Source organism: Buttiauxella cochleicola (genome assembly GCF_021282435.1).
Lineage (GTDB): Bacteria > Pseudomonadota > Gammaproteobacteria > Enterobacterales > Enterobacteriaceae > Buttiauxella > Buttiauxella massiliensis.
Window position 1 is genome coordinate 23,833 of the sequence record NZ_JAJSOT010000012.1, and the last position, 24,519, is coordinate 48,351.

The 24,519-nt window shown below is 49.2% G+C and carries 20 protein-coding genes, 4 tRNA genes and 2 other RNA genes; 22 read left to right on the forward strand and 4 right to left on the reverse strand.

What is annotated here, in order from left to right; all coding sequences use genetic code 11:
* The first annotated feature begins 258 nt into the window (after positions 1 to 258).
* The 4 genes from LVQ77_RS20590 to rep all read left to right on the forward strand — a co-directional run bounded on the left by LVQ77_RS20590 (position 259) and on the right by rep (position 4,569).
* On the forward strand, positions 259 to 951 hold the full coding sequence (locus LVQ77_RS20590) for a Crp/Fnr family transcriptional regulator (protein WP_233338077.1): 693 nt from the start codon (positions 259 to 261) through the stop codon (positions 949 to 951).
* 27 nt (positions 952 to 978) lie between these two features.
* Positions 979 to 1,728 (forward strand): nucleoside phosphorylase, encoded by a 750-nt coding sequence (locus tag LVQ77_RS20595; RefSeq protein ID WP_232905377.1) that lies wholly within the window; start codon positions 979 to 981, stop codon positions 1,726 to 1,728.
* Complete coding sequence (gene pnuC / locus LVQ77_RS20600; RefSeq protein ID WP_232905378.1) at positions 1,728 to 2,456, forward strand: nicotinamide riboside transporter PnuC; 729 nt, start codon at positions 1,728 to 1,730, stop codon at positions 2,454 to 2,456. The genes LVQ77_RS20595 and pnuC overlap by 1 nt, the downstream gene beginning before the upstream one ends.
* Before the next feature lie 91 nt (positions 2,457 to 2,547).
* The gene (gene rep / locus LVQ77_RS20605; RefSeq protein WP_232905408.1) at positions 2,548 to 4,569 is read left to right on the forward strand and encodes a DNA helicase Rep; all 2,022 of its coding nucleotides are present in this window, start codon (positions 2,548 to 2,550) and stop codon (positions 4,567 to 4,569) included.
* Position 4,570: 1 nt separating this feature from the next.
* On the opposite strand, the gene gppA is transcribed toward rep, so the two are convergent.
* Positions 4,571 to 6,055: a guanosine-5'-triphosphate,3'-diphosphate diphosphatase gene (gppA, locus tag LVQ77_RS20610; RefSeq protein ID WP_232905379.1), complete on the reverse strand. Its 1,485-nt coding sequence runs from the start codon at positions 6,053 to 6,055 to the stop codon at positions 4,571 to 4,573.
* A gap of 6 nt (positions 6,056 to 6,061) precedes the next feature.
* On the reverse strand, positions 6,062 to 7,333 hold the full coding sequence (rhlB, locus tag LVQ77_RS20615) for an ATP-dependent RNA helicase RhlB (protein ID WP_034461719.1): 1,272 nt from the start codon (positions 7,331 to 7,333) through the stop codon (positions 6,062 to 6,064).
* A 118-nt stretch (positions 7,334 to 7,451) separates the two neighbouring features.
* Between rhlB and trxA the strand changes: the two genes are divergently transcribed.
* The 18 genes from trxA (at position 7,452) to LVQ77_RS20705 (ending at position 21,459) form a co-directional block, all read left to right on the forward strand.
* Positions 7,452 to 7,781 (forward strand): thioredoxin TrxA, encoded by a 330-nt coding sequence (gene trxA, locus LVQ77_RS20620; protein ID WP_034461718.1) that lies wholly within the window; start codon positions 7,452 to 7,454, stop codon positions 7,779 to 7,781.
* 358 nt (positions 7,782 to 8,139) lie between these two features.
* Positions 8,140 to 9,399, forward strand: a complete 1,260-nt coding sequence (rho, locus tag LVQ77_RS20625) for a transcription termination factor Rho (RefSeq protein WP_034492237.1) — start codon at positions 8,140 to 8,142, stop codon at positions 9,397 to 9,399.
* Between the two features lie 252 nt (positions 9,400 to 9,651).
* Positions 9,652 to 10,743: a UDP-N-acetylglucosamine--undecaprenyl-phosphate N-acetylglucosaminephosphotransferase gene (gene wecA / locus LVQ77_RS20630; RefSeq protein ID WP_134187791.1), complete on the forward strand. Its 1,092-nt coding sequence runs from the start codon at positions 9,652 to 9,654 to the stop codon at positions 10,741 to 10,743.
* A gap of 23 nt (positions 10,744 to 10,766) precedes the next feature.
* Positions 10,767 to 11,816, forward strand: a complete 1,050-nt coding sequence (wzzE, locus tag LVQ77_RS20635) for an ECA polysaccharide chain length modulation protein (RefSeq protein WP_151995962.1) — start codon at positions 10,767 to 10,769, stop codon at positions 11,814 to 11,816.
* A 62-nt stretch (positions 11,817 to 11,878) separates the two neighbouring features.
* Positions 11,879 to 13,012: a non-hydrolyzing UDP-N-acetylglucosamine 2-epimerase gene (gene wecB, locus LVQ77_RS20640; protein WP_232866466.1), complete on the forward strand. Its 1,134-nt coding sequence runs from the start codon at positions 11,879 to 11,881 to the stop codon at positions 13,010 to 13,012.
* A complete protein-coding gene (wecC, locus tag LVQ77_RS20645) occupies positions 13,009 to 14,271 on the forward strand; it encodes a UDP-N-acetyl-D-mannosamine dehydrogenase (protein ID WP_232905380.1) in 1,263 nt (420 codons plus the stop codon). Before wecB ends, wecC begins: the two co-directional genes overlap by 4 nt.
* Positions 14,272 to 14,296: 25 nt before the next feature.
* Positions 14,297 to 14,986, forward strand: a complete 690-nt coding sequence (gene rffC / locus LVQ77_RS20650; protein ID WP_232905381.1) for a dTDP-4-amino-4,6-dideoxy-D-galactose acyltransferase — start codon at positions 14,297 to 14,299, stop codon at positions 14,984 to 14,986.
* A gap of 4 nt (positions 14,987 to 14,990) precedes the next feature.
* Positions 14,991 to 16,121: a dTDP-4-amino-4,6-dideoxygalactose transaminase gene (gene rffA, locus LVQ77_RS20655; protein ID WP_232866473.1), complete on the forward strand. Its 1,131-nt coding sequence runs from the start codon at positions 14,991 to 14,993 to the stop codon at positions 16,119 to 16,121.
* A gap of 1 nt (position 16,122) precedes the next feature.
* Entirely contained in the window at positions 16,123 to 17,373 is a 1,251-nt protein-coding gene (gene wzxE / locus LVQ77_RS20660; protein ID WP_151995957.1) for a lipid III flippase WzxE, read from the forward strand.
* Positions 17,370 to 18,449 (forward strand): TDP-N-acetylfucosamine:lipid II N-acetylfucosaminyltransferase, encoded by a 1,080-nt coding sequence (locus tag LVQ77_RS20665; protein WP_232866475.1) that lies wholly within the window; start codon positions 17,370 to 17,372, stop codon positions 18,447 to 18,449. The genes wzxE and LVQ77_RS20665 overlap by 4 nt, the downstream gene beginning before the upstream one ends.
* Positions 18,446 to 19,822, forward strand: coding sequence for an ECA oligosaccharide polymerase (wzyE, locus tag LVQ77_RS20670; protein WP_232905382.1), 1,377 nt, complete (start codon positions 18,446 to 18,448; stop codon positions 19,820 to 19,822). Before LVQ77_RS20665 ends, wzyE begins: the two co-directional genes overlap by 4 nt.
* Entirely contained in the window at positions 19,819 to 20,559 is a 741-nt protein-coding gene (gene wecG, locus LVQ77_RS20675) for a lipopolysaccharide N-acetylmannosaminouronosyltransferase (protein WP_232866479.1), read from the forward strand. Before wzyE ends, wecG begins: the two co-directional genes overlap by 4 nt.
* Positions 20,560 to 20,716: 157 nt before the next feature.
* A tRNA-Arg gene (locus LVQ77_RS20680) sits at positions 20,717 to 20,793 on the forward strand.
* Between the two features lie 73 nt (positions 20,794 to 20,866).
* Positions 20,867 to 20,942 (forward strand) — tRNA-His (locus LVQ77_RS20685).
* Positions 20,943 to 20,959: 17 nt separating this feature from the next.
* A tRNA-Leu gene (locus LVQ77_RS20690) sits at positions 20,960 to 21,046 on the forward strand.
* A 39-nt stretch (positions 21,047 to 21,085) separates the two neighbouring features.
* Positions 21,086 to 21,162 (forward strand) — tRNA-Pro (locus LVQ77_RS20695).
* Between the two features lie 36 nt (positions 21,163 to 21,198).
* A non-coding RNA gene (locus LVQ77_RS20700) (RtT sRNA) lies at positions 21,199 to 21,311 on the forward strand.
* A 35-nt stretch (positions 21,312 to 21,346) separates the two neighbouring features.
* Positions 21,347 to 21,459: non-coding RNA, RtT sRNA (locus tag LVQ77_RS20705), on the forward strand.
* Between the two features lie 609 nt (positions 21,460 to 22,068).
* On the opposite strand, the gene hemY is transcribed toward LVQ77_RS20705, so the two are convergent.
* Together hemY and hemX are read right to left on the reverse strand one after the other, a co-directional pair.
* A complete protein-coding gene (gene hemY, locus LVQ77_RS20710) occupies positions 22,069 to 23,265 on the reverse strand; it encodes a protoheme IX biogenesis protein HemY (RefSeq protein ID WP_232866482.1) in 1,197 nt (398 codons plus the stop codon).
* A 2-nt stretch (positions 23,266 to 23,267) separates the two neighbouring features.
* Positions 23,268 to 24,449, reverse strand: a complete 1,182-nt coding sequence (hemX, locus tag LVQ77_RS20715) for a uroporphyrinogen-III C-methyltransferase (protein ID WP_151995952.1) — start codon at positions 24,447 to 24,449, stop codon at positions 23,268 to 23,270.
* Between the last annotated feature and the right edge of the window lie 70 nt (positions 24,450 to 24,519).

Consider the following 24,519-nt stretch of genomic DNA (forward strand, 5'->3'; position numbering starts at 1 on the left):
ATATAAATCTGGCCGCAATAATAGCATGCGTCATGTGATAGCCAAATTTGGTTTACTTGCCTTTTACTTTGCAATAATCCCTTCTTTACCAGTACCAGTCTTTCAGCCATCGGGCATATGCACTTTGGCGTAGCAGGACAGATGTCCCATCCGATTGAAGGAACCGGGAGGTAGGCAACCTTTTTTAATGGCCTTCTCCTCATTACGCAGGACGCCCGTCCTGTCTTTCCCGTTATGGAGAGCGCTATCATAAATATAATGAAAGAGACTGAATTTTCAGATGGTTGGTTATCAGGGCTGACACAGGTTGTGCGTGATCCAGTGCTGTATGAACTATTAAAAAATTGCCCACTGGAGATTATGCAGCGCTGGATTTTTGAAGAAGTGCCTCGTGGAGCAATGCTTTGCCGACAGGGGGATAAATGCCAGCGTTTTTCATTAATTGTTGCAGGTGAAGTTGATGTCTTCTTTGAAGCTGAGGATGGCCGCCGTTATCGGCAGGCTCGTTACTACAAAGGTGACATGTTAGGTGAGCTGGAAATATTTGAATCACGGCATTACATCTGTTCCGTTTCTGCTGTCACTAATACGCAAATATTGAGCTTATCTCAGACACATTTTTGCCGTTGGTTGGAGCTCGATAATTATTTTAACCAGCGGATGCTACGATTTTTCAGCCAGCAATATTACCAGCTGTCCAGGAAGGCCAGCAGCGACAATCTTTATTCACTTCATCAGCGGGTATGTCAGGCGCTCTGGCTGCAGTTTCAACAGCAGAAAACGACTGAAATATTTATTGATAAACAAAATATCAGTCAGGAGTTTGCGGCCACAACGCGCAGTGTTAATCGCATTTTACATGACCTGAAATCGCTTCGGATTATTGATACTGAAGGAGAAAGAGTTGTATTGCTGGCCCCTGAGCAACTCAGGCAGGAGGCTGATATCTAAATAAAGGAAAAGATAAGGAGAGGGATGATGTCGCTTCAGCCACATATTCGGCTTGATCATAATATGACGAGTGCGAAGTACGCTTTGTTACCCGGTGATCCAGATCGCGTAGATCGTATTGCCAGTTTTCTGGATAACCCTAAAAAACTGGGGCAAAACCGTGAGTTTCGGGCCATGAGCGGCTGGTATCAGGGTATTGAAATTTTGGTGCTATCCACGGGGATCGGTGGCCCATCGACGGCGATAGCTATTGAGGAACTGTGCCAGATTGGTGTGAAAACGATGATTCGTATTGGCAGTTGCGGTGCGTTGCAAGATAGCCTGGCACTGGGGGATATCGTTATCGCTCACGGAGCCGTCGCGGATGACGGCACCAGCAGAACCTATGCACCAGCTTGTTACCCGGCCTGTGCCGATCCGCTGTTAACCGCAACACTAGTTCAGCAGGCAAAGCAGATGGGCATCCCCGCCGTTCATGGGTTGGTGCGTAGCCATGACAGTTTTTACACTGATCGAGAAGTGCTGCTGGATGCGGAATGGTCAGCTCGGGGAATCCTGGGCGCGGATATGGAGAGTGCCGCGCTGATGGTTGTTGGAGCATTACGCGGGCTGCGCACAGCGTCACTGTTGAATGTCGTTGTCGAACATAACGGTTGCCTTGATAGCAGTATCAACGACTACGTGCAGCAGGAAACTTTGTGTCTGGAGGGTGAAGAACGCCAAATCCTGCTGGCACTACGCGCAATCTATGCTGATAGTCAGCAAGGAGAAAAATAATGGATTTTTTCAGTATTAACAATGTGATGGTCTCGATCCCTTTGGGTGAAGGTGGCTATGCATTATCGTGGATTGAAGCGATTGGTACGCTGTTTGGTTTGCTATGTATCTGGTTTGCCAGCAAGGAAAAAATCATCAACTATTTGTTTGGGTTGATTAACGTCACGCTGTTTGCGGCTATCTTCTTTCAGATTCAGCTTTATGCCAGCTTGCTGCTGCAAGTGTTCTTCTTTGCCGCCAATATTTATGGATGGTACGCGTGGAGTCGGCAGACCGAAAATAATGAGGCCACGCTCAAGGTTCGTTGGTTATCTCGTCAGCAAACCGCCGTACTGGGTGCGATTTGTATTGTGGCAATTTTGTTGATGACGTTATTTATCGACCCGGTGTTTGCGGCGCTAACCCACATGATGATTTCCGTCTTGCAGGCTGTGGGTATTTCCGTAGTGATGCCAGAGCTGCAACCTGATGCGATGCCGTTCTGGGACTCAACCATGCTGGTACTTTCGATAGTGGCAATGGCGCTAATGACCCGTAAATATGTGGAAAACTGGCTGCTGTGGGTCGTGATTGACGTGATAAGCGTGGTTATTTATGCCATTCAAGGTGTTTACGCGATGTCGCTTGAATATGTTTTGCTGACGGCAATTGCGGTGATGGGTTCCTGTAGCTGGGTCGCCCGTGCAAAACGTAATGGCTATGCGCCTCTGGCTTCTGCCTCCTCCTGATTTTTCGGGCAGCTCGATTGGGCTGCCCGCTGCACCATCTGCACCACTTCTGCTACAATCCTTCCCCCGTTCGAAGATTGAGCAATACATCATGCGTTTAAACCCTGGCCAACAACAAGCCGTCGAATTTGTCACAGGACCCTGCCTGGTCCTGGCGGGCGCTGGTTCCGGCAAAACGCGTGTTATCACCAATAAAATGGCGTATCTGATCCGCGAATGCGGTTATCAGGCTCGCCATATCGCCGCCGTGACTTTTACCAACAAAGCAGCGCGTGAGATGAAAGAGCGTGTGGCGCAAACGCTGGGGCGCAAAGAAGCGCGCGGTCTGCTGATCTCCACGTTCCACACGTTAGGGCTTGAGATAATCAAACGTGAATTCGCCGCTCTCGGCATGAAGTCTAACTTCTCGCTGTTTGACGACACCGACCAGATGGCGTTGCTAAAAGAGCTGACGGAGGGTTTGCTCGAAGACGATAAAACGTTATTGCAACAATTGATCTCGACGATCTCAAACTGGAAAAACGATCTGCTGACCCCGTCGCAGGCCGCAGCGCAGGCGAAAGGAGAACGCGACCGAATCTTTGCCCACTGTTATGAGCTTTACGATACGCATCTGAAATCGTGCAACGTACTGGATTTTGACGATCTGATTTTGCTGCCAACGCTGCTTTTACAGCGCAATGAAGAAGTGCGCGAGCGTTGGCAAAACCGCATCCGCTATTTGCTGGTGGATGAATACCAGGATACCAACACCAGCCAGTACGAACTGGTGAAGCTGCTGGTGGGCGCGCGAGCAAGGTTTACCGTAGTGGGCGATGACGACCAGTCGATTTACTCCTGGCGTGGCGCACGACCACAAAACCTTGTTTTGCTAAGCCAGGATTTCCCGGCGCTTCAGGTCATTAAGCTTGAGCAGAATTACCGTTCTTCCGGGCGCATTCTGAAAGCGGCAAACATTTTGATCGCCAATAACCCTCACGTGTTCGAAAAGCGGCTGTTTTCGGAGCTGGGTTACGGCACCGAATTAAAAGTGCTGACCGCGAACAGTGAAGATCATGAGGCCGAACGCGTAACTGGCGAGCTTATTGCCCATCACTTCATCAATAAGACCAACTACAAAGATTACGCCATTCTCTATCGCGGGAATCACCAGTCGCGCGTGTTTGAAAAAATGTTGATGCAAAACCGCATTCCTTATCGTATTTCTGGTGGAACTTCATTCTTCTCACGTCCTGAAATCAAAGATCTGCTGGCCTATCTGCGTGTGCTGACCAACCCGGATGACGACAGCGCATTCATGCGGATTGTGAATACGCCGAAACGTGAAATTGGTCCGGTTACGATGCAAAAACTCGGTACCTGGGCAACTCAGCGTAATAAAGGTTTATTTGGCGCAAGCTTTGATATGGGTTTGAGCCAAACGCTAAATGGTCGTGGTCTTGAGTCGTTGCAGCGTTTTACTCATTGGTTACGCGATGTGGCAACGCTTGCTGAGCGTGAACCTATCGCAGCGGTACGTGATTTGATTCACGGCATCGACTACGAAAGCTGGCTGTATGAAACCTCCCCCAGTCAGAAAGCTGCCGAAATGCGCATGAAGAACGTTAACCTGCTTTTCAGCTGGATGACGGAAATGCTTGAGGGTTCAGAAATTGATGAGCCGATGACGCTGACTCAGGTCGTCACACGCTTTACCCTGCGCGATATGATGGAACGTGGCGAGAGTGATGAAGACACAGACCAGGTGCAATTAATGACCCTTCATGCCTCGAAAGGGTTGGAGTTCCCGTACGTATTTTTAGTCGGGATGGAAGAGGGCATTCTGCCGCATCAGAGTAGCATCGACGAAGATAATATTGATGAAGAGCGCCGCCTGGCTTATGTGGGGATTACTCGTGCGCAGAAAGAGCTAACCTTCACGCTTTGCAAAGAGCGACGTCAGTATGGTGAACTGATCCGCCCGGAACCGAGTCGTTTCTTGCTGGAATTGCCACAGGATGATTTGCAGTGGGAGACTGAACGTAAAGTGGTATCGGCGGAAGAACGTATGACGAAAGGGCAGAGTAATGTCGCCAACATCCGTGAAATGCTGGCAAAAGCGCGTAAAAGCTGAGTTATTTAATTATCAAAGGCCAGTGGACATAACTTTGCCACAGGCTTTCTTGCTCCAGCAATTCTGCGCCGAGGGGGTGGCACTCAAGCCACTTCTTAGGTAGCTCAAGAATCAGTGTTTCATCTTCAACATTCAGCGTAATTTCCGGCAGGATGTCATCACGACGACGGCTGGCAAAAATAATCGCCAACCGTAACAGGCGGCAAAGATGTTCTGCAATGCGCGGCGGCACGGCATTTTGCTGGTGGAGTGAAGAGAGATCGACCGGGTTTGTCTGGTTTAGCATTAACGTCGCCAGCAGCTTTTTCTGCGCGGGAGTGTATCCAGGGAGATCAAGGTTCTTCACCAGATAAGCCGCATGCTGTGGCGCCTGTTTGAAATCAACACTCAGGCCAATTTCATGCAGCAATGCTGCACTGCTGAGCATTTCTATGCTGAGTGGAGTGAGATTCCATGCATCCGCGACCTGGTTTGCAAGAGCTTGAGCCAACTGTTGGACACGTTCTGCCTGGCTGGTATCAACCATAAAACGGCGCTGAATATTCCGCACTGTGCGGCTGCGGATTTCCTGATTCACCGTCAAATGAAGCATTCCGTAAACCAGGCCTTCGCGCAATGCGCCACCTGCAAGTGTCATACATTCTATTGATAACTCTTCAAAGATAGCGATCAAAATTGCCAGCCCGCTTGGAAAAACCAGCGCTCTTTCCAGCGTTAAGCCTTCGATTTCCAGCTCTTCAAGACGCCCGCATTGAATGGCTCGTTGCTTCAGTTGTTGAAGTTTTGCGAGCGTAATGCGTTCATCCATGCCTTGCGCCATCATGATTTCTTGCAGTGCTTGCACGGTGCCTGACGCACCGACACACACTTTCCAACCGTGGTGTTTTAACCGGTCGCAAATTGGCCTGAGAACCTCTTTTGCAGCGCTTTCGGCAGCATCGAAGTTTTCTTTGGCAAGATTTCGGTCACTGAAAAAACGCTCAAGCCAGGTCACGCAACCCATCGATAAGCTAAAGAGTGCGGTGGTTTGCGCCCCCGAGCCGGTAACCAGTTCTGTGCTGGCACCGCCGATATCAACTACTAAGCGTTGATCGGCACCGCCTGTCGTATGGGCAACACCCTGATAAATCAGACGTGCTTCTTCTTCACCATGAATAATTTGCACCGGGCAGCCGAGGATTTTTTCAGCCTGCTGGATGAATTCACTGGCATTCGTGGCAAGGCGGAGTGTCGCGGTTGCGACAACGCGAATTTGGGTTTGAGGAATATCTTGAAGACGTTCAGCGAACAAGCGCAGGCATTGCCACCCGCGCTCCATTGCTTCACGTGAAAGCGTATTGTCGCTGCTTAAACCAGCAGCAAGGCGTACTTTTCGCTTAATCCGGGCAAGGGTTTGTATGCTCCCTGCCACCTCACGTACAACCAACATATGAAAGCTATTAGAGCCTAAATCTATTGCAGCATACAGCGAGGTGGAGCTGAGCATAAATTTTTAACCTGTGCGACGGCGATTACCGCGAGGAGCGCCACCATTACGGCGAGGACCGTTACCCGGACGGGCGCGAGTCAGACGCTTCGGTGGAGGAAGTTCGCTTAACAGTGCTTCAGTTTTGTATTTGCTGACTGGAATTGAGTGACCAATGTAAGTCTCAATCGCAGACAGGTTCAACGCATAATCTTCACACGCAAGGCTAATGGAATGACCACTTTCGCCAGCACGACCGGTACGGCCAATACGGTGAACGTAATCTTCGCAGTCATCAGGAAGATCGTAGTTGAAAACGTGTGTCACTAACGGGATATGCAAGCCACGCGCTGCAACGTCGGTTGCAACCAGAATATCGAGGTCGCCACGGGTAAATTCTTCAAGAATGCGCAGACGTTTCTTCTGAGCAACATCACCGGTTAACAGACCAACACGATGCCCGTCAGCCGCAAGGTGGCCCCAGATATCTTCACAACGGTGTTTTGTATTGGCAAAGATGATGGCGCGATCTGGCCACTCTTCTTCGATGAGAGTCTGCAGCAAACGCATTTTCTCTTCGTTAGAAGGGTAGAACAGCTCTTCCTGAATGCGGTGACCGGTTTTTTGCTCCGGCTCGACTTCCACGTATTCCGCGTTGTTCATTTGCTCGAATGCCAGTTCACGCACACGGTAAGAGAGTGTGGCGGAGAACAGCATGTTCAGGCGTTGAGTGACTGGCGGCATACGGCGGAACAACCAGCGAATATCTTTAATAAAGCCCAGATCGTACATGCGATCGGCTTCATCCAGCACCACAACCTGAATTGCGCCTAAGTTAATGTGGTTTTGCTTGGCATAATCAATCAAACGACCAGTTGTGCCGATAAGAATATCAACACCGCTTTCCAGCACTTTAAGCTGTTTATCGTAGCCGTCGCCACCGTACGCCAGGCCGAGTTTAAGGCCGGTCGATTGTGCTAGTGGCTCTGCATCAGAGTGAATTTGGACTGCCAGTTCACGAGTCGGCGCCATAATTAAGGCACGCGGCTGGTTCACCTGGCGATTCTCTGGAACCGGGTGAGAGAGTAAATAATGGAACGTTGACGTTAAAAACGCCATCGTTTTGCCAGTACCGGTTTGCGCCTGCCCTGCAACGTCACGATTCGCTAGTGTCAGCGGTAGTGCCAGTGCCTGAATAGGGGTGCAGTTATGGAACCCTTTATTTTCAAGGGCTTCAATCACCTTAGGGTGCAGTGCGAAGTCGGAAAACTTCTGTTCGGTCAAATGTGTTTTGCTCATAGTGTGGTAGAATATCAGCTAACTATTGCTTTACGAAAGCGTATCCGGTGAAATAAAGTCAACCTTAAGTTGGTTAATGCTACACCAACAAGGTAGACATAATCCTGCGGAGTAGAACATGAGCGATAAAATTATTCACCTGACTGACGACAGTTTCGACACGGACGTGCTAAAAGCTGATGGGTTGATCCTGGTTGATTTCTGGGCAGAGTGGTGTGGTCCATGCAAGATGATCGCCCCGATTCTTGATGAAATCGCTGATGAATATCAGGGCAATCTGACCGTTGCTAAACTGAACATCGATCAGAACCCGGGCACGGCACCAAAATATGGTATCCGTGGTATCCCAACTCTGTTGCTGTTCAAGAACGGTGAAGTGGCTGCGACCAAAGTTGGCGCACTGTCCAAAGGCCAGTTAAAAGAGTTCCTCGACGCTAATCTGGCATAATGGAATCTCAGCCGGTGCGTGCGTGGTTCGCAATTTTTTGTGAGCCGCTGGACGCCCGGCGTCAGTCATGCTAAGTTACTTTTACTGCATTTAGAACTTGTCTTGTAGTTTGAATCTTTGTAATACCCAATGCTTCCAGTTTCTCTTCACTAAGACGCTGTTTTACAGTGAACATACGGTCGCATAATCGATTTCGGGCGTATCACCCATTCCGTCGTGTCGTTTCAGTTCTGCGTTTTTCCTATGACCAGGCAGCGATAAGACATGTGGTGGTGGCCATTAAACAGGCATGGATGATCCTGCCATACCATTCACGATACATGTTCGAGATTTACCCCGAGTTTAAGAACCCACCATTATGAATCTTACCGAATTAAAGAATACGCCGGTTTCTGAGCTGATTACTCTCGGCGAAAATATGGGGCTGGAAAACCAAGCCCGTATGCGCAAGCAAGACATTATTTTCTCCATCCTGAAGCAACATGCGAAGAGTGGTGAAGATATCTTTGGTGACGGTGTACTGGAGATATTGCAGGACGGATTTGGTTTCCTCCGCTCTGCAGACAGCTCCTACCTCGCCGGTCCTGATGATATCTACGTTTCTCCCAGCCAAATCCGCCGTTTCAACCTCCGCACAGGGGATACCATCTCCGGTAAGATTCGCCCGCCGAAAGAAGGTGAGCGTTACTTTGCACTGCTGAAAGTTAACGAAGTCAACTACGACAAGCCGGAAAACGCGCGTAGCAAAATCCTGTTTGAAAACTTAACCCCGCTGCATGCTAACTCTCGTTTACGCATGGAACGTGGTAACGGTTCTACCGAAGACTTAACTGCACGTGTACTGGATCTGGCATCGCCAATCGGTCGCGGTCAGCGTGGCCTGATTGTGGCTCCGCCGAAAGCCGGTAAAACTATGCTGCTGCAAAACATCGCAACCAGCATTGCGTACAACCACCCAGACTGCGTGTTGATGGTTCTGCTGATCGACGAACGTCCTGAAGAAGTAACCGAGATGCAGCGTCTGGTTAAAGGCGAAGTGATTGCTTCTACCTTTGATGAGCCAGCATCACGCCACGTTCAGGTTGCCGAAATGGTTATCGAGAAAGCGAAACGTCTGGTTGAGCATAAGAAAGACGTCATCATTCTTCTCGACTCCATCACTCGTCTGGCGCGTGCGTACAACACCGTTGTACCGGCATCCGGCAAAGTATTGACCGGTGGTGTGGATGCTAACGCCCTGCATCGTCCAAAACGCTTCTTCGGTGCTGCACGTAACGTAGAAGAGGGTGGTAGTCTGACTATCATCGCTACAGCGTTGGTTGATACCGGTTCTAAAATGGATGAAGTTATCTACGAAGAATTTAAAGGTACCGGCAACATGGAACTACATCTGGCGCGTAAAATCGCTGAGAAGCGTGTGTTCCCTGCTATTGACTACAATCGTTCAGGTACACGTAAAGAAGAGTTGCTTACTACCCAGGAAGAACTGCAGAAAATGTGGATCCTGCGTAAAATCATCCACCCAATGGGTGAGATTGATGCAATGGAATTCCTCATCAACAAGTTAGCGATGACGAAAACCAACGAAGACTTCTTTGATATGATGAAGCGCTCGTAAGTAACAAAAACTCGGGGAACGCCACGCTTAGACGTGGCGTTTTTCATTTCTGGTATATACGATATAGCTGTAATGATCGCAGCTAAGCACATAATTGTGGCAAGGAATGCCATTATGTTATTTACAGCAATGCTGGATGATGTTGTTTGAATAATAACCAGGTTGTTCAAGGATTAGATGTATATAACCATTGGACGGGGTAGACTTCAAAGAAGTTGTCCTTGACCTTTTATTTTGCAGAGAGCTTGCACTGTGAATTTAATCACCGCTGGAACTGACCTGGTTTGTATTTTTTTATTCACCACCATCTTTCTTTTTTTTGCGCGCAAAGCGGCAAAAAAAATTGGTCTGGTAGATAAACCCAACTTCCGTAAACGCCACCAAGGACTCATTCCTTTGGTCGGCGGTATCTCGGTTTATGCTGGGATCTGTTTTACTTTTCTGATTGCTAACTACTATATCCCGCATGCATGGCTTTATTTGATATGTGCTGGAGTGCTGGTATTTGTCGGCGCCCTGGATGACCGTTTTGATATCAGTGTAAAAATTAGGGCTTCGGTTCAGGCTTTAATCGGCATTGTGATGATGGTGGTCGGAAAATTGTACCTGCTCAGCCTCGGCTATATTTTTGGCTCGTGGGAAATGGTTCTCGGCCCGTTCGGTTATTTTTTAACCTTATTTGCGGTTTGGGCCGCAATAAATGCTTTCAACATGGTTGACGGTATCGACGGTCTGCTGGGTGGGCTTTCTTGCGTATCCTTTGCGGCAATGGGGATTATTCTTTATTTCGATGGGCAATTGAGTTTGGCTATGTGGTGCTTCGCAATGATTGCTGCCATCCTGCCTTATATTCTTTTAAACCTTGGGATACTTGGTCGTCGCTATAAAGTCTTTATGGGCGATGCGGGGAGTACTCTTATTGGTTTTACCGTCATCTGGATCTTGCTTGAAACTACGCAGGGCAAAACTCATCCTATTAGCCCTGTCACCGCATTATGGATTATTGCCATTCCATTGATGGACATGATTGCCATCATGTATCGCCGACTACGCAAAGGTATGAGTCCATTCTCACCAGATCGCCAGCATATTCACCATCTGATTATGCGAGCCGGTTTTACTTCTCGGCAGGCATTCGTACTCATCACAGCAGCAGCAGCTCTGCTTGCTTCAATTGGCGTAGCGGCTGAATACATGCATTTCATTCCAGAATGGGTCATGTTGGCATTATTCTTGCTTGCATTTGTTCTCTATGATTACTGTATCAAACGAGCCTGGAAAGTTGCTCGTTTTATAAGACGTCATAAGCGTCGGCAACGTAGAAATACCAGCAGTATTTCTTAATTCTGAAAGTAGTCGGGGAAGTGATGAAACAAAACGTGCCAGGAAGTAATCCGGGAATGGTGGACAACGAGTTGGACATTCGTGGTTTATTCCGGACACTGTGGCAAGGAAAGCTGTGGATTGTTGGTCTGGCTGTGTTATTTGCGGCCATTGCATTTATCTACACCTTCTTTGCCAAGCAGGAGTGGAGTGCTAACGCGATAACCGATCGCCCAACAGTTAACATGATGGGTGGGTATTATTCGCAACAGCAATTCCTGCGCAATCTTGATGCTAAAGCTAATATGGTTTCCGTCGATCAGCCTTCGGTGATGGATGAAGCCTATAAAGAGTTCATCATGCAGTTATCTGCATATGATACTCGTCGTGATTTTTGGCTTCAGACCGACTATTACAAACAGCGTCAGGTTGGCAACAGTAAAATTGATGCCGCGCTGCTAGATGAACTAATTGATAATATTCAATTTTCAGCTGGCGATGCCACACGCAATATCAGCGATAGCGTGAAACTCATTGCAGAAACAGCTGCTGATGCGAATAACTTGCTGCGCCAGTACGTCGCTTTTGCCAGCCAGCGTGCTGCGAGTCATCTTAACGAAGAACTGACGGGCGCCTGGGCTGCTCGTACAATCCAGATGAAAGCACAAGTTAAGCGCCAGGAAGCGGTGGCTCAGTCAATTTTCGACCGCAAAGTGCACAGTGTGGAACAAGCGCTAAAGATTGCGCAGCAGCAAAATATTGCAAAGAGTGAAACAGAAGTTCCCGCCGACGAGTTGCCTGATTCTGAAATGTTTATGTTAGGACGCCCTATGCTGCAAACTCGTCTTGAAAGCCTGCAAGCTGTCGGTCCGAGTTACAGCATCGACTACGACCAGAATCGAGCCATGCTGGCGACTTTGAACGTTGGGCCAACGCTTGACGCACGCTTCCAGACATATCGCTATTTACGTACCCCTGAGGAACCTGTGAAGCGTGATAGTCCACGCCGGGCATTCTTGATGATTATGTGGGGTATGGTTGGGGCCCTGATTGGCGCGGGTGTGGCATTAGCTCGCCGTCCAAAATATTTGTAACGCCCTTACCCGGTGAAGGCTCGATGGACGGCCTTCACCTTTTTTAACAAAAGAGAATTGCTGTGAAAGTGTTAACTGTTTTTGGCACGCGCCCGGAAGCTATCAAAATGGCTCCTCTGGTTGATGCGTTGGCAAAAGACGCGTTTTTTGACGCAAGAGTATGCGTGACCGCGCAGCATCGCGAGATGTTGGATCAGGTGCTGAATTTATTTTCTATCGAGACGGATTATGATTTAAACATCATGAAACCGGGGCAGGGGCTTACGGAAATTACCTGTCGCATTCTCGAAGGATTGAAACCGATACTTGAGTCATTCAAGCCCGATGTTGTTCTGGTTCATGGTGATACTACGACTACAGTTGCCACTAGTCTTGCCGCATTTTATCAGCGGATTCCTGTAGGACATGTTGAAGCAGGTTTGCGCACTGGTGATCTGTATTCTCCGTGGCCGGAAGAGGCGAACAGAACTCTGACCGGTCACCTGGCTATGTATCACTTCGCCCCGACCGAGAATTCTCGACAAAACTTATTACGCGAAAATATCAGCGACAATAAGATTTTCGTCACCGGTAACACTGTGATTGATGCGCTGATTTCTGTTCGCGATCGTGTACTTGCGGATGATGCTTTGCATAGCTCTCTGGCGCAGTGTTATCCGTTCCTGGATAGCAGCAAAAAGCTGATTTTGGTCACTGGCCACCGTCGTGAAAGCTTTGGTGATGGTTTTGAGCGCATTTGCCACGCACTGGCGCAGATTGCCAAAGAAAACAGTGACGTCCAGATTGTTTACCCTGTGCACCTGAACCCGAATGTCAGCGAGCCTGTGACGCGCATTCTTGGCGATGTCAAAAATGTGGTGCTGATTGACCCACAAGAATATTTGCCATTTGTCTATTTGATGAACCATGCGTACCTGATTCTGACTGACTCAGGTGGCATTCAGGAAGAAGCACCGTCACTGGGTAAACCGGTGCTGGTTATGCGTGATACCACTGAGCGCCCTGAAGCTGTTGATGCAGGCACCGTTCGTCTGGTCGGTACGGATACACAAGAAATTGTTCGCCAGGTTACGCGGTTGTTGAAAGACGAAGATGAATATCAAGTTATGAGTCGGGCGCATAATCCTTATGGTGATGGCAAGGCTTGTGAGCAAATTTTGGCTGCATTGAAAAAGAATCAGGTGACACAACAATGAGTTTTGCAACCATCTCTGTGATTGGTCTTGGTTATATCGGTTTACCAACTGCGGCTGCATTTGCTTCAAAACAGCGAAACGTTGTCGGTATCGATATTAACCAGCATGCTGTAGATACCATTAATCGTGGTTCTATTCATATTGTTGAACCAGACCTGGATAAGGTGGTTAAAACGGCTGTAGAGGGTAGTTTCTTACGCGCCAGTACACAGCCGGTTGAGGCAGATGCTTATTTGATTGCAGTGCCAACGCCTTTTAAAGGCGATCATGAACCTGACATGGTTTTTGTTAAAGCAGCTGCAGAGTCCATCGCTCCTGTGCTAAAAAAAGGCGCTCTTGTGATTCTGGAATCAACTTCCCCTGTCGGCTCCACCGAGCAAATGGCGGGTTGGTTAGCGGATCTGCGTCCTGACCTGACTTTCCCTCACCAGGCTGGTGAAGCGGCAGATATCAATGTTGCCTATTGCCCTGAGCGTGTACTGCCAGGCCAGGTGATGGTTGAGCTTATCAAAAACGATCGCGTAATTGGCGGTATGACCCCAGTTTGCTCTGCTCGTGCCAGCGAACTCTACAAAATCTTCCTTGAAGGCGAGTGCGTGGTGACGAATTCCCGCACTGCTGAAATGTGCAAACTAACCGAGAATAGCTTCCGTGATGTGAATATCGCATTCGCCAACGAGCTATCGCTGATTTGTGCGGCTCAAGAGATCAACGTATGGGAATTGATTCGTCTGGCTAATCGCCATCCGCGAGTCAATATTCTGCAGCCGGGCCCGGGAGTGGGTGGTCACTGTATTGCAGTTGATCCATGGTTTATCGTTGCTCAAAACCCTGAGCAAGCACAGCTGATTCGCACTGCGCGTGAAGTCAACGATGGCAAACCACACTGGGTAGTAAACCAGGTGAAAGCTGCTGTCGCTGATTGTCTTGCTGAAACCGGCAAGCGTGCCAGTGAAATTACCATTGCCTGCTTTGGCCTTGCGTTTAAACCGAATATTGATGACCTGCGTGAAAGCCCAGCCATGGAAATCGCTGAGCTTCTCAGCACCTGGCATAATGGTAAAACGCTGGCTGTTGAGCCAAACATTCACCAGTTGCCGAAAAAACTGATCGGTAGTTGTGAATTAGCCTCTATTGATGACGCTCTTCAACAGGCTGATGTGTTGGTGATGCTGGTTGATCACCAGGCATTCAAAGCCATTCCGGGTGAGCAAGTTCAGCAAAGCTGGATTGTTGACACCAAAGGAGTCTGGCGCTAGGTTCTGCCCGAGGTTGGTGAAGCCAATGACGACTTGCTCTGTTCCTGTTCACGCAAGAATTGAATCTCTAAACTGGGAGAATCAGTTCTTTGCGGTGAACAGCGCTATCGTTCGTTTTGACGATGCAGCCTCCTTGCTTACCCCGCAAAGCCTTGATGCGTATTCCCGCGTGCAGGCGAAAATCCCTGCTCAGCGGACCGATTGGCTTGACGGTTTACAGCAGCTTGGTTTTCAGCTGGTTGAAGGGGAAATCGATCTTGCTCTGCAGCCTGGCATACAAAATGCAGCACCTTCTGTCGAGTTAGCCACAAGCGCTGACATTCCTGTATTGCGGGATTTAGCGGCAAGAATTTTCACACAAAGTCGGTTTCGTGCACCCTGGTATCAATCTGCTGACAGCGGCCGTTTTTACGCACAATGGGTTGAAAACGCTGTGCTAGGCACCTTTGACCATGAATGTCTGTTGTTGAAGAACAGTGGCGCGATTCAGGGCTTTGTGAGCATGCGCCAACTTAATGAGAGCGAGGCGCGTATTGGTTTGCTGGCAGGACGAGGCGTGGGTGGTCCGTTAATGGATGCCGCGCGTTTTTGGTGCCAGCAACGCGGAGTAGAAACGCTGCGCGTGGCAACGCAAACCAGTAATACCGCAGCCCTGCGACGTTATATTCAAAGCGGTGCCAATATTGATAGCACCGCCTTCTGGTTATACAGGTGAAAAAATGATCCCATTTAATGCTCCTCCAGTAGTAGGTACGGAAATCGAATACATGCAGGCTGCGATGGGTAGCGGCAAGCTCTGTGGTGATGGCGGTTTCACCCGTCGTTGCCAGCAATGGATGGAGCATCGTTTCGGCAGCAAAAAAGTACTGCTCACCCCTTCCTGTACTGCATCGCTGGAAATGGCCGCGTTACTGTTGAATATTGAGCCCGGCGATGAAGTGATTATGCCGAGTTATACCTTTGTTTCTACTGCCAACGCCTTTGTGTTGCGTGGTGCAAAAATCGTCTTTGTCGATGTGCGCCCGGACACCATGAATATTGATGAAAAGCTGATTGAAGCGGCAATTACTGAGAAAACTCGCGTGATTGTGCCCGTTCACTACGCCGGTGTAGCCTGCGAAATGGACACCATCATGGCCATTGCGGACAAACATAATCTGTTTGTGGTTGAAGATGCCGCACAAGGCGTGATGTCGACCTACAAAGGCCGCGCACTGGGTTCAATTGGTCATATCGGTTGCTTCAGCTTCCATGAAACCAAAAACTACACGGCAGGTGGTGAAGGTGGCGCGACCCTGATTAACGATCCGTCGTTGATTGAGCGTGCAGAAATCATTCGTGAGAAAGGTACCAATCGTAGCCAGTTCTTCCGTGGTCAGGTGGACAAATATACCTGGCGTGATATCGGTTCAAGTTACTTGATGGCTGATCTCCAGGCTGCTTATCTCTGGGCGCAGTTGGAAGCGGCAGAAAAGATTAACCAGCAGCGTCTGAAGCTGTGGCATACCTATCATGATGCCCTGGCTCCGTTGGCAAAAGCAGGGCGTATCGAACTGCCGTCTGTTCCAAAAGACTGTGTGCAGAATGCGCATATGTTTTATATCAAATTGCGTGATATTGAAGACCGCAGCGCTTTGATTGCGTATTTGAAAGAGGCAGAAATTCTGGCAGTGTTCCACTACATCCCACTGCATGGCTGCCCAGCTGGTGAGAAGTTTGGTTACTTCTATGGCGAAGATCGTTTCACTACTCAAGAAAGTGAGCGCCTGCTGCGCTTGCCGCTGTTCTATAACTTATCTCCTGCGAACCAACGTACTGTCATTAATACGTTGTTAAGCTTCTTCTCCTGATATGTCGCTCGCTAAAGCCTCAGTGTGGACCGCCGGGTCCACACTGGTAAAAATTGCTGCCGGTTTGCTGGTAGTGAAGTTGCTTGCGGTGGCATACGGGCCGAGCGGAGTCGGGCAGGCGGGAAACTTCCGCCAGATGGTTACCGTATTAGGCGTACTTGCCGGGGCGGGAATCTTCAACGGCGTGACCAAATACGTCGCGCAGTATCACGATCAGCCCGAGCAGTTACGCAAAGTCATCGGTACTTCATCGGCCATGGTATTGGGCTTCTCAACGCTATTGGCGATCATCTTTGTTGTTGCCGCGAAGCCAATCAGTCTGGGCCTGTTCGGGCATGAAAATTACCAGGGATTAGTACGCCTGGTGGCGTTAGTGCAGATGGGCATCGCCTGGGCAAACTTGTCTTTAGCCATCATGAAAGGGTTTCGTGATGCTGCCGGTAATGCGCTGGCACTGATTGGTGGCAGTATCATTGGCGTGATTGCCTATTACCTCTGCTATCGCCTCGGCGGCTATCAAGGCGCGTTGTTGGGTCTGGCATTAGTGCCTGCACTGGTGATCATTCCTGCGGGAGTTATGCTGGTTCGCCGCGAACATGTGCCGCTTAGTTACCTGAAACCGCAGTGGGATAAAGTGTATGCCAGCAGCCTTGGCAAATTCACCATCATGGCGCTAATCACGTCGGTGACACTGCCAGTGGCTTACGTGATGATGCGAAATTTGCTGGCGGCCCACTATAGCTGGGATGATGTCGGTATTTGGCAAGGGGTGAGCAGCATTTCCGATGCTTATCTGCAATTCATCACTGCCTCGTTTAGCGTTTATCTTTTGCCAACGCTTTCGCGCTTAACCAGCAAACATGACATCAGCCGTGAGATTGTTCGCTCCCTGAAGTTCGTTCTGCCCGCGGTTGCTCTGGCAAGTTTCACCGTCTGGCTGTTACGCGACTTCGCGATTTGGCTGCTTTTCTCGCATAAATTTATTGCGATGCGCGATCTCTTCGCCTGGCAGTTGGTAGGCGATGTGCTGAAAGTCGGCTCATATGTGTTTGGTTATCTGGTGATAGCGAAAGCATCACTACGCTTCTATGTTTTGACTGAAATCAGCCAGTTTGCGTTGTTGACTGGTTTTTCACATTGGCTTATACCTGCGCACGGTGCTTTAGGGGCTGCTCAGGCTTATATGGCAACGTATATTATTTATTTCACGCTCTGTTGCAGCGTTTTCCTCATTTATCGTAGACGAGCATGACAACACTGATTCACGTTTTGGGATCGGATATCCCGCATCATAACCAAACGGTGCTGCGCTTCTTCAATGATGCTCTGGCTGCCTCAAATCCGCATGCGCGCCAGTTTATGGTGGTTTCGAAGGACGACTCAATTTTGTCCTCTTTTCCGGCGCTTGCCGTGACACTCTATCCAACGAAAAAAGCGTTGGCGCAGGCCGTTGTAGCAGCAGCTCGTGCTAATCGCCAGCAACGCTTTTTCTTCCATGGCCAGTTTAATAGCTCACTGTGGATTGCGTTGCTAACTGGCGGCTTGAAACCGGCTCAGATGAACTGGCACATTTGGGGCGCTGACCTTTATGAGGCCTCAAAAAGCTTCAAGTTTCGGGCGTTTTATTTGTTGCGCCGCATTGCGCAGGGGCGAGTGGGGAGAGTGTTTGCTACACGAGGTGACCTGAATTATTTCCATGAGCGCCACCCACAGGTTCCAGGTGAGTTAATTTACTTTCCGACGCGTATGGACCCATCTCTAAATACTCTGGCCAACAGTGAAGAGAAAGTTGGCAAAATGACGTTTCTGGTAGGTAACTCCGGCGATCATAGCAACCAACATATTGCAGCATTAAAAGCGATTCATGCACAGTTTGGTGACTCGGTACGCGTGGTAGTACCGATGGGCTATCCAACAAACAATGACGCTTATATCAATGAAGTTCAGCAGGCTGGACGCGCGCTATTTAGTAAAGAAAATCTCCATATCCTGAAGGAAAGCTTGGCCTTTGATGATTATCTGGCTCTTTTGCGTCAGTGCTCACTGGGCTATTTCATTTTCGACCGCCAGCAAGGTATTGGCACGCTTTGCTTGCTGATTCAGGCGGGTATTCCTTGCGTGCTGAGCCGTAAAAATCCGTTCTGGCAGGATATGACTGAACAGCATATTCCCGTGCTGTTTGCTGGCGATACGTTAAACGAGCAGATCGTTCGCGAAGCGCAGCGTCAGCTACGCTTACTGGATAAGCAACAGATTGCTTTCTTTAACCCTAATTATATCGACGGCTGGAAGCGGGCGCTGGACGTAGCATCAGGAGAAGCCGCATGAGTTTGCTAGAGTTTGGCGGTTTATTTGCGGTCTGGTTTTTATCAGTGATGTTCATTGGTATTTTAACGTACCAGGAATTCCGCCGGGTGCGTTTCAATTTTAATGTGTTCTTCTCATTACTATTTCTGCTGACGTTTTTCTTTGGCTTCCCCTTCACCTGTACGCTGGTATTTCGTTTTGGGGTCTCGGTTGTACCGGCAGATGTGCTTCTGCAAGCGCAACTCGCTGCCGTCTGCTTCTATGGTATTTACTATGTCGCCTACAAAACCCGGCTGCGGGAGAAACGAACTACAAAGGTTCGGCGTCAGTTGTTTACTATGAACCGTGTTGAAACTCATCTGACGTGGGTCATGCTGATGGTGGTGGCGTTGGTGAGTGTCGGCATCTTCTTTATGCATAACGGTTTCTTACTGTTTAAGTTGCATTCATATAGTCAGATCTTCTCCAGCGAAGTATCGGGTGTTGCGTTAAAACGTTTCTTCTACTTTTTCATCCCTGCGATGCTGGTTGTCTATTTTCTTAAGCAAGATGGCCGAGCCTGGATGTTTTTCCTGGTGAGCACTGTGGCGTTTGGTCTACTGACTTACATGATTGTTGGTGGGACTCGAGCCAATATTATCATCGCGTTCGCCATCTTTTTGTTCATCGGTATTATTCGCGGCTGGATCTCGCTGTGGATGCTGGCGGCGGCGGGTGTATTTGGCATCGTCGGTATGTTCTGGCTGGCATTGAAGCGATATGGGCTAAACGTCAATGGGGAGGAAGCGTTTTACACCTTCTTGTACCTGACTCGCGATACCTTTTCGCCGTGGGAAAATTTGGGATTACTGCTGCAGAATTACGACAAAATTGAGTTCCAGGGTCTGGCACCAATCATACGTGATTTCTATGTCTTTATTCCTACCTGGTTATGGCCTGGCCGTCCGGGGATTGTCCTGAATAGTGCGAACTACTTTACTTGGGAAGTTCTTAACAACCACTCTGGCCTGGCAATTTCACCGACCATAATCGGTTCACTGGTGGTTATGGGGGGCGTGTGGTTTATCCCATTAGGCGCAGTTGTAGTCGGGCTGATTATTAAATGGTTCGACTGGTTGTATGACCTGGGTAATCGTGAAACCAACAAGTACAAAGCCGCCATTTTGCATAGTTTCTGCTTTGGAGCGATTTTTAACATGATTGTATTGGCACGTGAGGGATTGGACTCTTTTGTCTCCCGAGTGGTGTTTTTCATGGTTATCTTTGGTGTCTGTCTGCTATTTGCGAAGCTGCTTTACTGGCTATTTGATAGCGCGGGGCTGATACATCAACGCCTACGCCGTTCACCGCAAGTTGTTTCTGGCTCTCAAAATGTATCGCAGGGAATATCATGACAGAACTCACGACTGCCCCTTCTTATACGATTCGTGGCTTGAGCCTACTGGGTTGGCGCGATATGCAGCATGCATTGGATTATCTCTACGCAGGAGGCTCGCTGCGTAGCGGTACGCTGGTAGCGATTAATGCGGAGAAAATCCTTTCCGCAGAACGTGACCAGCAAGTGAGAGTGTTAATCGATAACGCAGAATACAAATACGCTGACGGTATTAGTGTGGTGCGCTCGATTCGCAAAAAGTTTCCAGGTGCTGCTGTGTCTCGCGTTCCGGGAGCCGACCTCTGGGAGGCATTAATGCAACGGGCAGGCGGAGAAGGCACTCCCGTTTTCCTGATCGGTGGAAAACCTGAAATACTGGCGCAAACCGAAGCCAAACTGCGTAAGCAGTGGAACGTTAATATTGTTGGTAGCCAGGATGGATACTTCAAAGCCGAGCAACAGCAGGCTCTGTTTGAGCGTATTCGGGAAAGCGGTGCCGCTATTGTCACTGTAGCGATGGGATCGCCGCGGCAGGAAATCTTTATGCGCGATTGCCGCAAGGTTTACCCTGATGCTCTGTATATGGGAGTGGGTGGAACATACGATGTCTTTACCGGGCATGTGAAACGCGCACCAAAAGTTTGGCAGAATCTGGGTCTTGAGTGGTTGTATCGCTTATTGTCGCAACCGAGCCGCATCACACGGCAAATAAAGTTGCTGCGTTATCTGGCCTGGCATTACACCGGCCGCCTATAAAACGCAGCCAGGTATCGCGTTAAAGTGAGTATTACGGCTGAATTTGGCTGGATAATCATCAGAATGTGCAAAGCGTAACCAAATGCGCATTTTATTTAAATAAGCACTAGACAGCTGACCATGAAGCCCGTAATATCCGACCCCGCAACGGCGCTATGCGCCCGTAGCTCAGCTGGATAGAGCGCTGCCCTCCGGAGGCAGAGGTCTCAGGTTCGAATCCTGTCGGGCGCACCATTGATTGAATGGGGCCAGAGCTGCGGCGGTACTTCTTGTTAAGAAGGTGGACCGCGCGAAAAGATTTACAGTGGTGGCTATAGCTCAGTTGGTAGAGCCCTGGATTGTGATTCCAGTTGTCGTGGGTTCGAGTCCCATTAGCCACCCCATTTAATTTAGTGATATTGCGAAGGTGGCGGAATTGGTAGACGCGCTAGCTTCAGGTGTTAGTGTTCTTACGGACGTGAGGGTTCAAGTCCCTCTCTTCGCACCATCTCTAAGTTGAAAGCAGTAAGAAGTAAATGCAGTATTTCGGCGAGTAGCGCAGCTTGGTAGCGCAACTGGTTTGGGACCAGTGGGTCGGAGGTTCGAATCCTCTCTCGCCGACCAATTTCAAGAAAACCCAATCGAAAGATTGGGTTTTTTTACGTCTGGAGTTTATGAGGATGAGAACCTCCGAAGGAGGTTTGAGCCGAGCGAAGCGAGACAACGTTGCTTTAGCAACGGCCCGTAGGGGAATAATCCTCTCTCGCCGACCAAATTTAGAAAAGACCAACCTTCGGGTTGGTCTTTTTGCATCTGTAGTTTATGAGGATGAGAATCTCCGAAGGAGGTTTGAGCCGAGCGAAGCGAGACAACGTTGCTTTAGCAACGGCCCGTAGGGGAATAATCCTTTCTCGCCGACCAATTTCAAGAAAGCCCAACCGCAAGGTTGGGCTTTTTTACGTCTGTAGTTTATCGTTTCGTCGATCGGATTAGTTCAGCGAGGCCGACAAAACCGCCAATCGCAAACCTTCGTCTCAAAATCACGACATCGCGATTTTTATTGTCGCTGTTTGGTGACTCTTAACTCATTGATAAAAAATAATAATTACAAACTTCAATTTAAGTGTCTCTAAAAAGAGACACTATCGCAGCACTACCCTGGCACAAAAATAGCCCATCTATTGCTTAAGGCATCTGAGGTAACATCATGAATATAAAATGATTCCAGGCTAAGGGTAATTATGAATTCAAACCTGGCATGCATCGTGCAATAATATATCTGTAGATGCTCATTCCACTTCTTATGTTTGCTTCGGCTTCATAAACCAAGGAATGACGCAGAGCCGATTACGGTGCTTATCGTCCACCGACAGATGTCGTCTTTCAGACCTCATCCAACACCATGGACATAACGTTGAGTGAAGCACCACTTAGTTGTCTTAAAGACCTGTTTTGACACCTGCCAATTGGCAGGTGTTTTTTTTTGCATAAAGGAAATGGGGAAGGGCGACAGTTATCGCCCTTGGGGTGTTATGAATTGGGGTTGTTTTGCAGGGTTAACAGCAGGCCATCACGGCGCATCAAGGCCGCCTCTTCTGGGTTATGCAGACGATCCAGGCAATCAGCCAACCATGCATAATCAAAGGCATCAGGACGCTGTTTGAGTGCTTCACGGAAAGCATCGCTCGCTTGTTGCCATTCGCCGTGTTTCATCAGTAACTGACCGAGTGTGCTATTAAGCAATGGACGATCGCCTTGTGTCTTGATCTGCTGGCGAAGGGCTTTTTCAAGTTGCTCCGGGTTGCCTGATTTCAGACGTGGCATCAGTAATATCAAACGCTCGTCGTACTGGCGTTTCAGGCCATCAAGAATGATTTCCTGTGCCGCATCATGATCGTCACACTCAATAAGATGCTCCGCCATCGCGACCTGTAGCACGGTTTCATGGCGCGTCTTACGGCTTTGATTTTTCCACCAGGCCTTCAGCCCATCGTTACCCTGATCCGCCATTGCTTGATCCATCAAGCCAATCCAGGCCTGTTGTTGCAATGCGGTGCGGTGGACTTCATCACCAACCTGTACTTTGTCCATTGCAGGTAAAATGTCGAGCAGCGATCCCCATGCACCAGTGCGGACATATGCCATTTCCGCAAGACGTAGCACTTCAGGGTGACGTGGTGCCGTCTCCAGTAACTTATCAACGCCATGGCGGGCAGCATGGTTTTCGTTACGCGCCAGTTGCAGACGCACACGGGTAATTTCTACCGGGAGTTGGTCGCTGTCTGCCAGTTCGGCTGCGCGTTCCAGATGCTGATTGGCACGAATTTCATCGCCACGCTGTTGTGCGGCTTCTGCTGCCAGTAAATAGTTTACGACTGGCTGTTCGGCATGATCGGCATTTTTCAGCATCAGCTTCTCAACTTGCTGATAATCACCTTCAGCCAGTTTCAGTAATGCCGCTTTGGTTTGCTTGCGCGCGCGACTGCTTTTACGCCCAACAAACCAGCCACGGGTACGAGCCCCGGTGCGGAAAACACGGCGCAGTATCCATTCAATAGCAAACAACACGACCATGGTCAGGATCAATATGATCACCAGGCCAGTGACGCTGGTTTCCACGTTGTAATTATCGGTCTGAATCAACACATAACCCTGATGTCCGGCCAGCATTGGTCCAAGGACGATCCCGGCGATCAACAGTAGGAAGAGTAATAAGACTTTAATCATGCTTATTCTCCCTGAGTCGGTGCAGGCGCTTGTTCAGGCGCGGCAGGTTGTTCAGCAGGAGCGGTTGCGCTCGCTGCAGGCTGGGCAAGCAAATTACGCACCCGGGTCTGCATCAGCTTTTCCAGTAGAGGCTGGCTTTCCAGCGTTTGCGGTACATCCATGTTGATGCTTTGCTGGCTGAGAGAATCCAGCTCATCAAGGAAGGATTTTGTCACGCTGTCGTTGGTGTCGTAATAAGCACGAACCCATGTGGAAACATTCTCCAGCGACTGCTTATACGTTTCGTCCTGGTGGCGAGGAACCGCTTGTGCTGCAACTAACAAACGCGAGCGGATATTTTCACGCAGGTAAACATCCTGGTTTGGTGCCAGAAGCGGAACGGCAGTTTCATCGCGGCGGCGAATAGTAATGAAACTATCCATAAAGTTGTGCCAGCTTTTAGTTAGATTTTGACGCCATTCCGTCACTGTAGAAGAAAGCTCGCTACCGTCGGAATCCATAGGCGTGTCGTCGGTATTGTTGTCTGCCAGACGCAGATTATCGACCTGGTTAGAAAGCTGATTGAGCTTGAGGATAATCCCGTCGTAATCAACCTGAGTAATCGCGGAGAGTGCGGAAATATCGTCTGTCAGCGCGCGACGCACGGCAATCAGGCTCGGATCGTTCATATCGGCCAGGCTGGCATCAGCACTCTTCAGCAATGCGGCGGCGGTCGTGACATCCTGATCGCTCCACAATTTCCGTCCGGCCAGTTTCACCAGGAAATCGGATTGTGCTAACAACCAGGTTTTTGCATCGCTGCCGGAAATAGTGGCCACTTTTTGCTGAACTTCGTCAAGCTCGCGCGCCAGATTTGCCTGCTGGCGATCCGACTCCTGGAGTGCAGTTGCCTGCTGCTTGATGGTAGTTTCCAGAGAAGCTTGCTGCTGTTCTTGTTGCTTTTGTAAAGCGGTGAGCTGCGTTGCCAATGCATCGGTGTTGGCATTTTGCGCCGCTGCCTGATGCTTACCATAACTGTAAAGACCGCCACCTAACGCAAGGGCAATAGCAATGGCGATCGCACCCAACGCAATTCCGGCAATACCACTACGATTTTTTTGTGGTGGCTGTTCTGAAAGCGGAGCGCTTTCTACCGCAGGTGTGGTCTCTTCAACCATGGCGGAGTTATTCTGTTGTTCCGTCATTGTGGCGTCCCATATTGTATACCCTTCATTCTTCAAGCTGCCTTGGTGCAACTCGAATTATTTTGGGGGT

Excerpts from the sequence above, each read along its gene's own strand:
- rho (WP_034492237.1), top strand. The coding sequence starts at position 8,140 with ATGAATCTTACCGAATTAAAGAATACGCCGGTTTCTGAGCTGATTACT.
- pnuC (WP_232905378.1), top strand. The coding sequence starts at position 1,728 with ATGGATTTTTTCAGTATTAACAATGTGATGGTCTCGATCCCTTTGGGT.
- LVQ77_RS20595 (WP_232905377.1), top strand. The coding sequence starts at position 979 with ATGTCGCTTCAGCCACATATTCGGCTTGATCATAATATGACGAGTGCG.
- rffA (WP_232866473.1), top strand. The coding sequence starts at position 14,991 with ATGATCCCATTTAATGCTCCTCCAGTAGTAGGTACGGAAATCGAATAC.
- wzzE (WP_151995962.1), top strand. The coding sequence starts at position 10,767 with ATGAAACAAAACGTGCCAGGAAGTAATCCGGGAATGGTGGACAACGAG.
- wzxE (WP_151995957.1), top strand. The coding sequence starts at position 16,123 with ATGTCGCTCGCTAAAGCCTCAGTGTGGACCGCCGGGTCCACACTGGTA.
- wecC (WP_232905380.1), top strand. The coding sequence starts at position 13,009 with ATGAGTTTTGCAACCATCTCTGTGATTGGTCTTGGTTATATCGGTTTA.
- hemY (WP_232866482.1), bottom strand. The coding sequence starts at position 23,265 with ATGATTAAAGTCTTATTACTCTTCCTACTGTTGATCGCCGGGATCGTC.
- wecG (WP_232866479.1), top strand. The coding sequence starts at position 19,819 with ATGACAGAACTCACGACTGCCCCTTCTTATACGATTCGTGGCTTGAGC.
- LVQ77_RS20665 (WP_232866475.1), top strand. The coding sequence starts at position 17,370 with ATGACAACACTGATTCACGTTTTGGGATCGGATATCCCGCATCATAAC.
- trxA (WP_034461718.1), top strand. The coding sequence starts at position 7,452 with ATGAGCGATAAAATTATTCACCTGACTGACGACAGTTTCGACACGGAC.
- hemX (WP_151995952.1), bottom strand. The coding sequence starts at position 24,449 with ATGACGGAACAACAGAATAACTCCGCCATGGTTGAAGAGACCACACCT.
- rep (WP_232905408.1), top strand. The coding sequence starts at position 2,548 with ATGCGTTTAAACCCTGGCCAACAACAAGCCGTCGAATTTGTCACAGGA.
- rhlB (WP_034461719.1), bottom strand. The coding sequence starts at position 7,333 with ATGAGCAAAACACATTTGACCGAACAGAAGTTTTCCGACTTCGCACTG.
- wzyE (WP_232905382.1), top strand. The coding sequence starts at position 18,446 with ATGAGTTTGCTAGAGTTTGGCGGTTTATTTGCGGTCTGGTTTTTATCA.
- rffC (WP_232905381.1), top strand. The coding sequence starts at position 14,297 with ATGACGACTTGCTCTGTTCCTGTTCACGCAAGAATTGAATCTCTAAAC.
- gppA (WP_232905379.1), bottom strand. The coding sequence starts at position 6,055 with ATGCTCAGCTCCACCTCGCTGTATGCTGCAATAGATTTAGGCTCTAAT.
- LVQ77_RS20590 (WP_233338077.1), top strand. The coding sequence starts at position 259 with ATGAAAGAGACTGAATTTTCAGATGGTTGGTTATCAGGGCTGACACAG.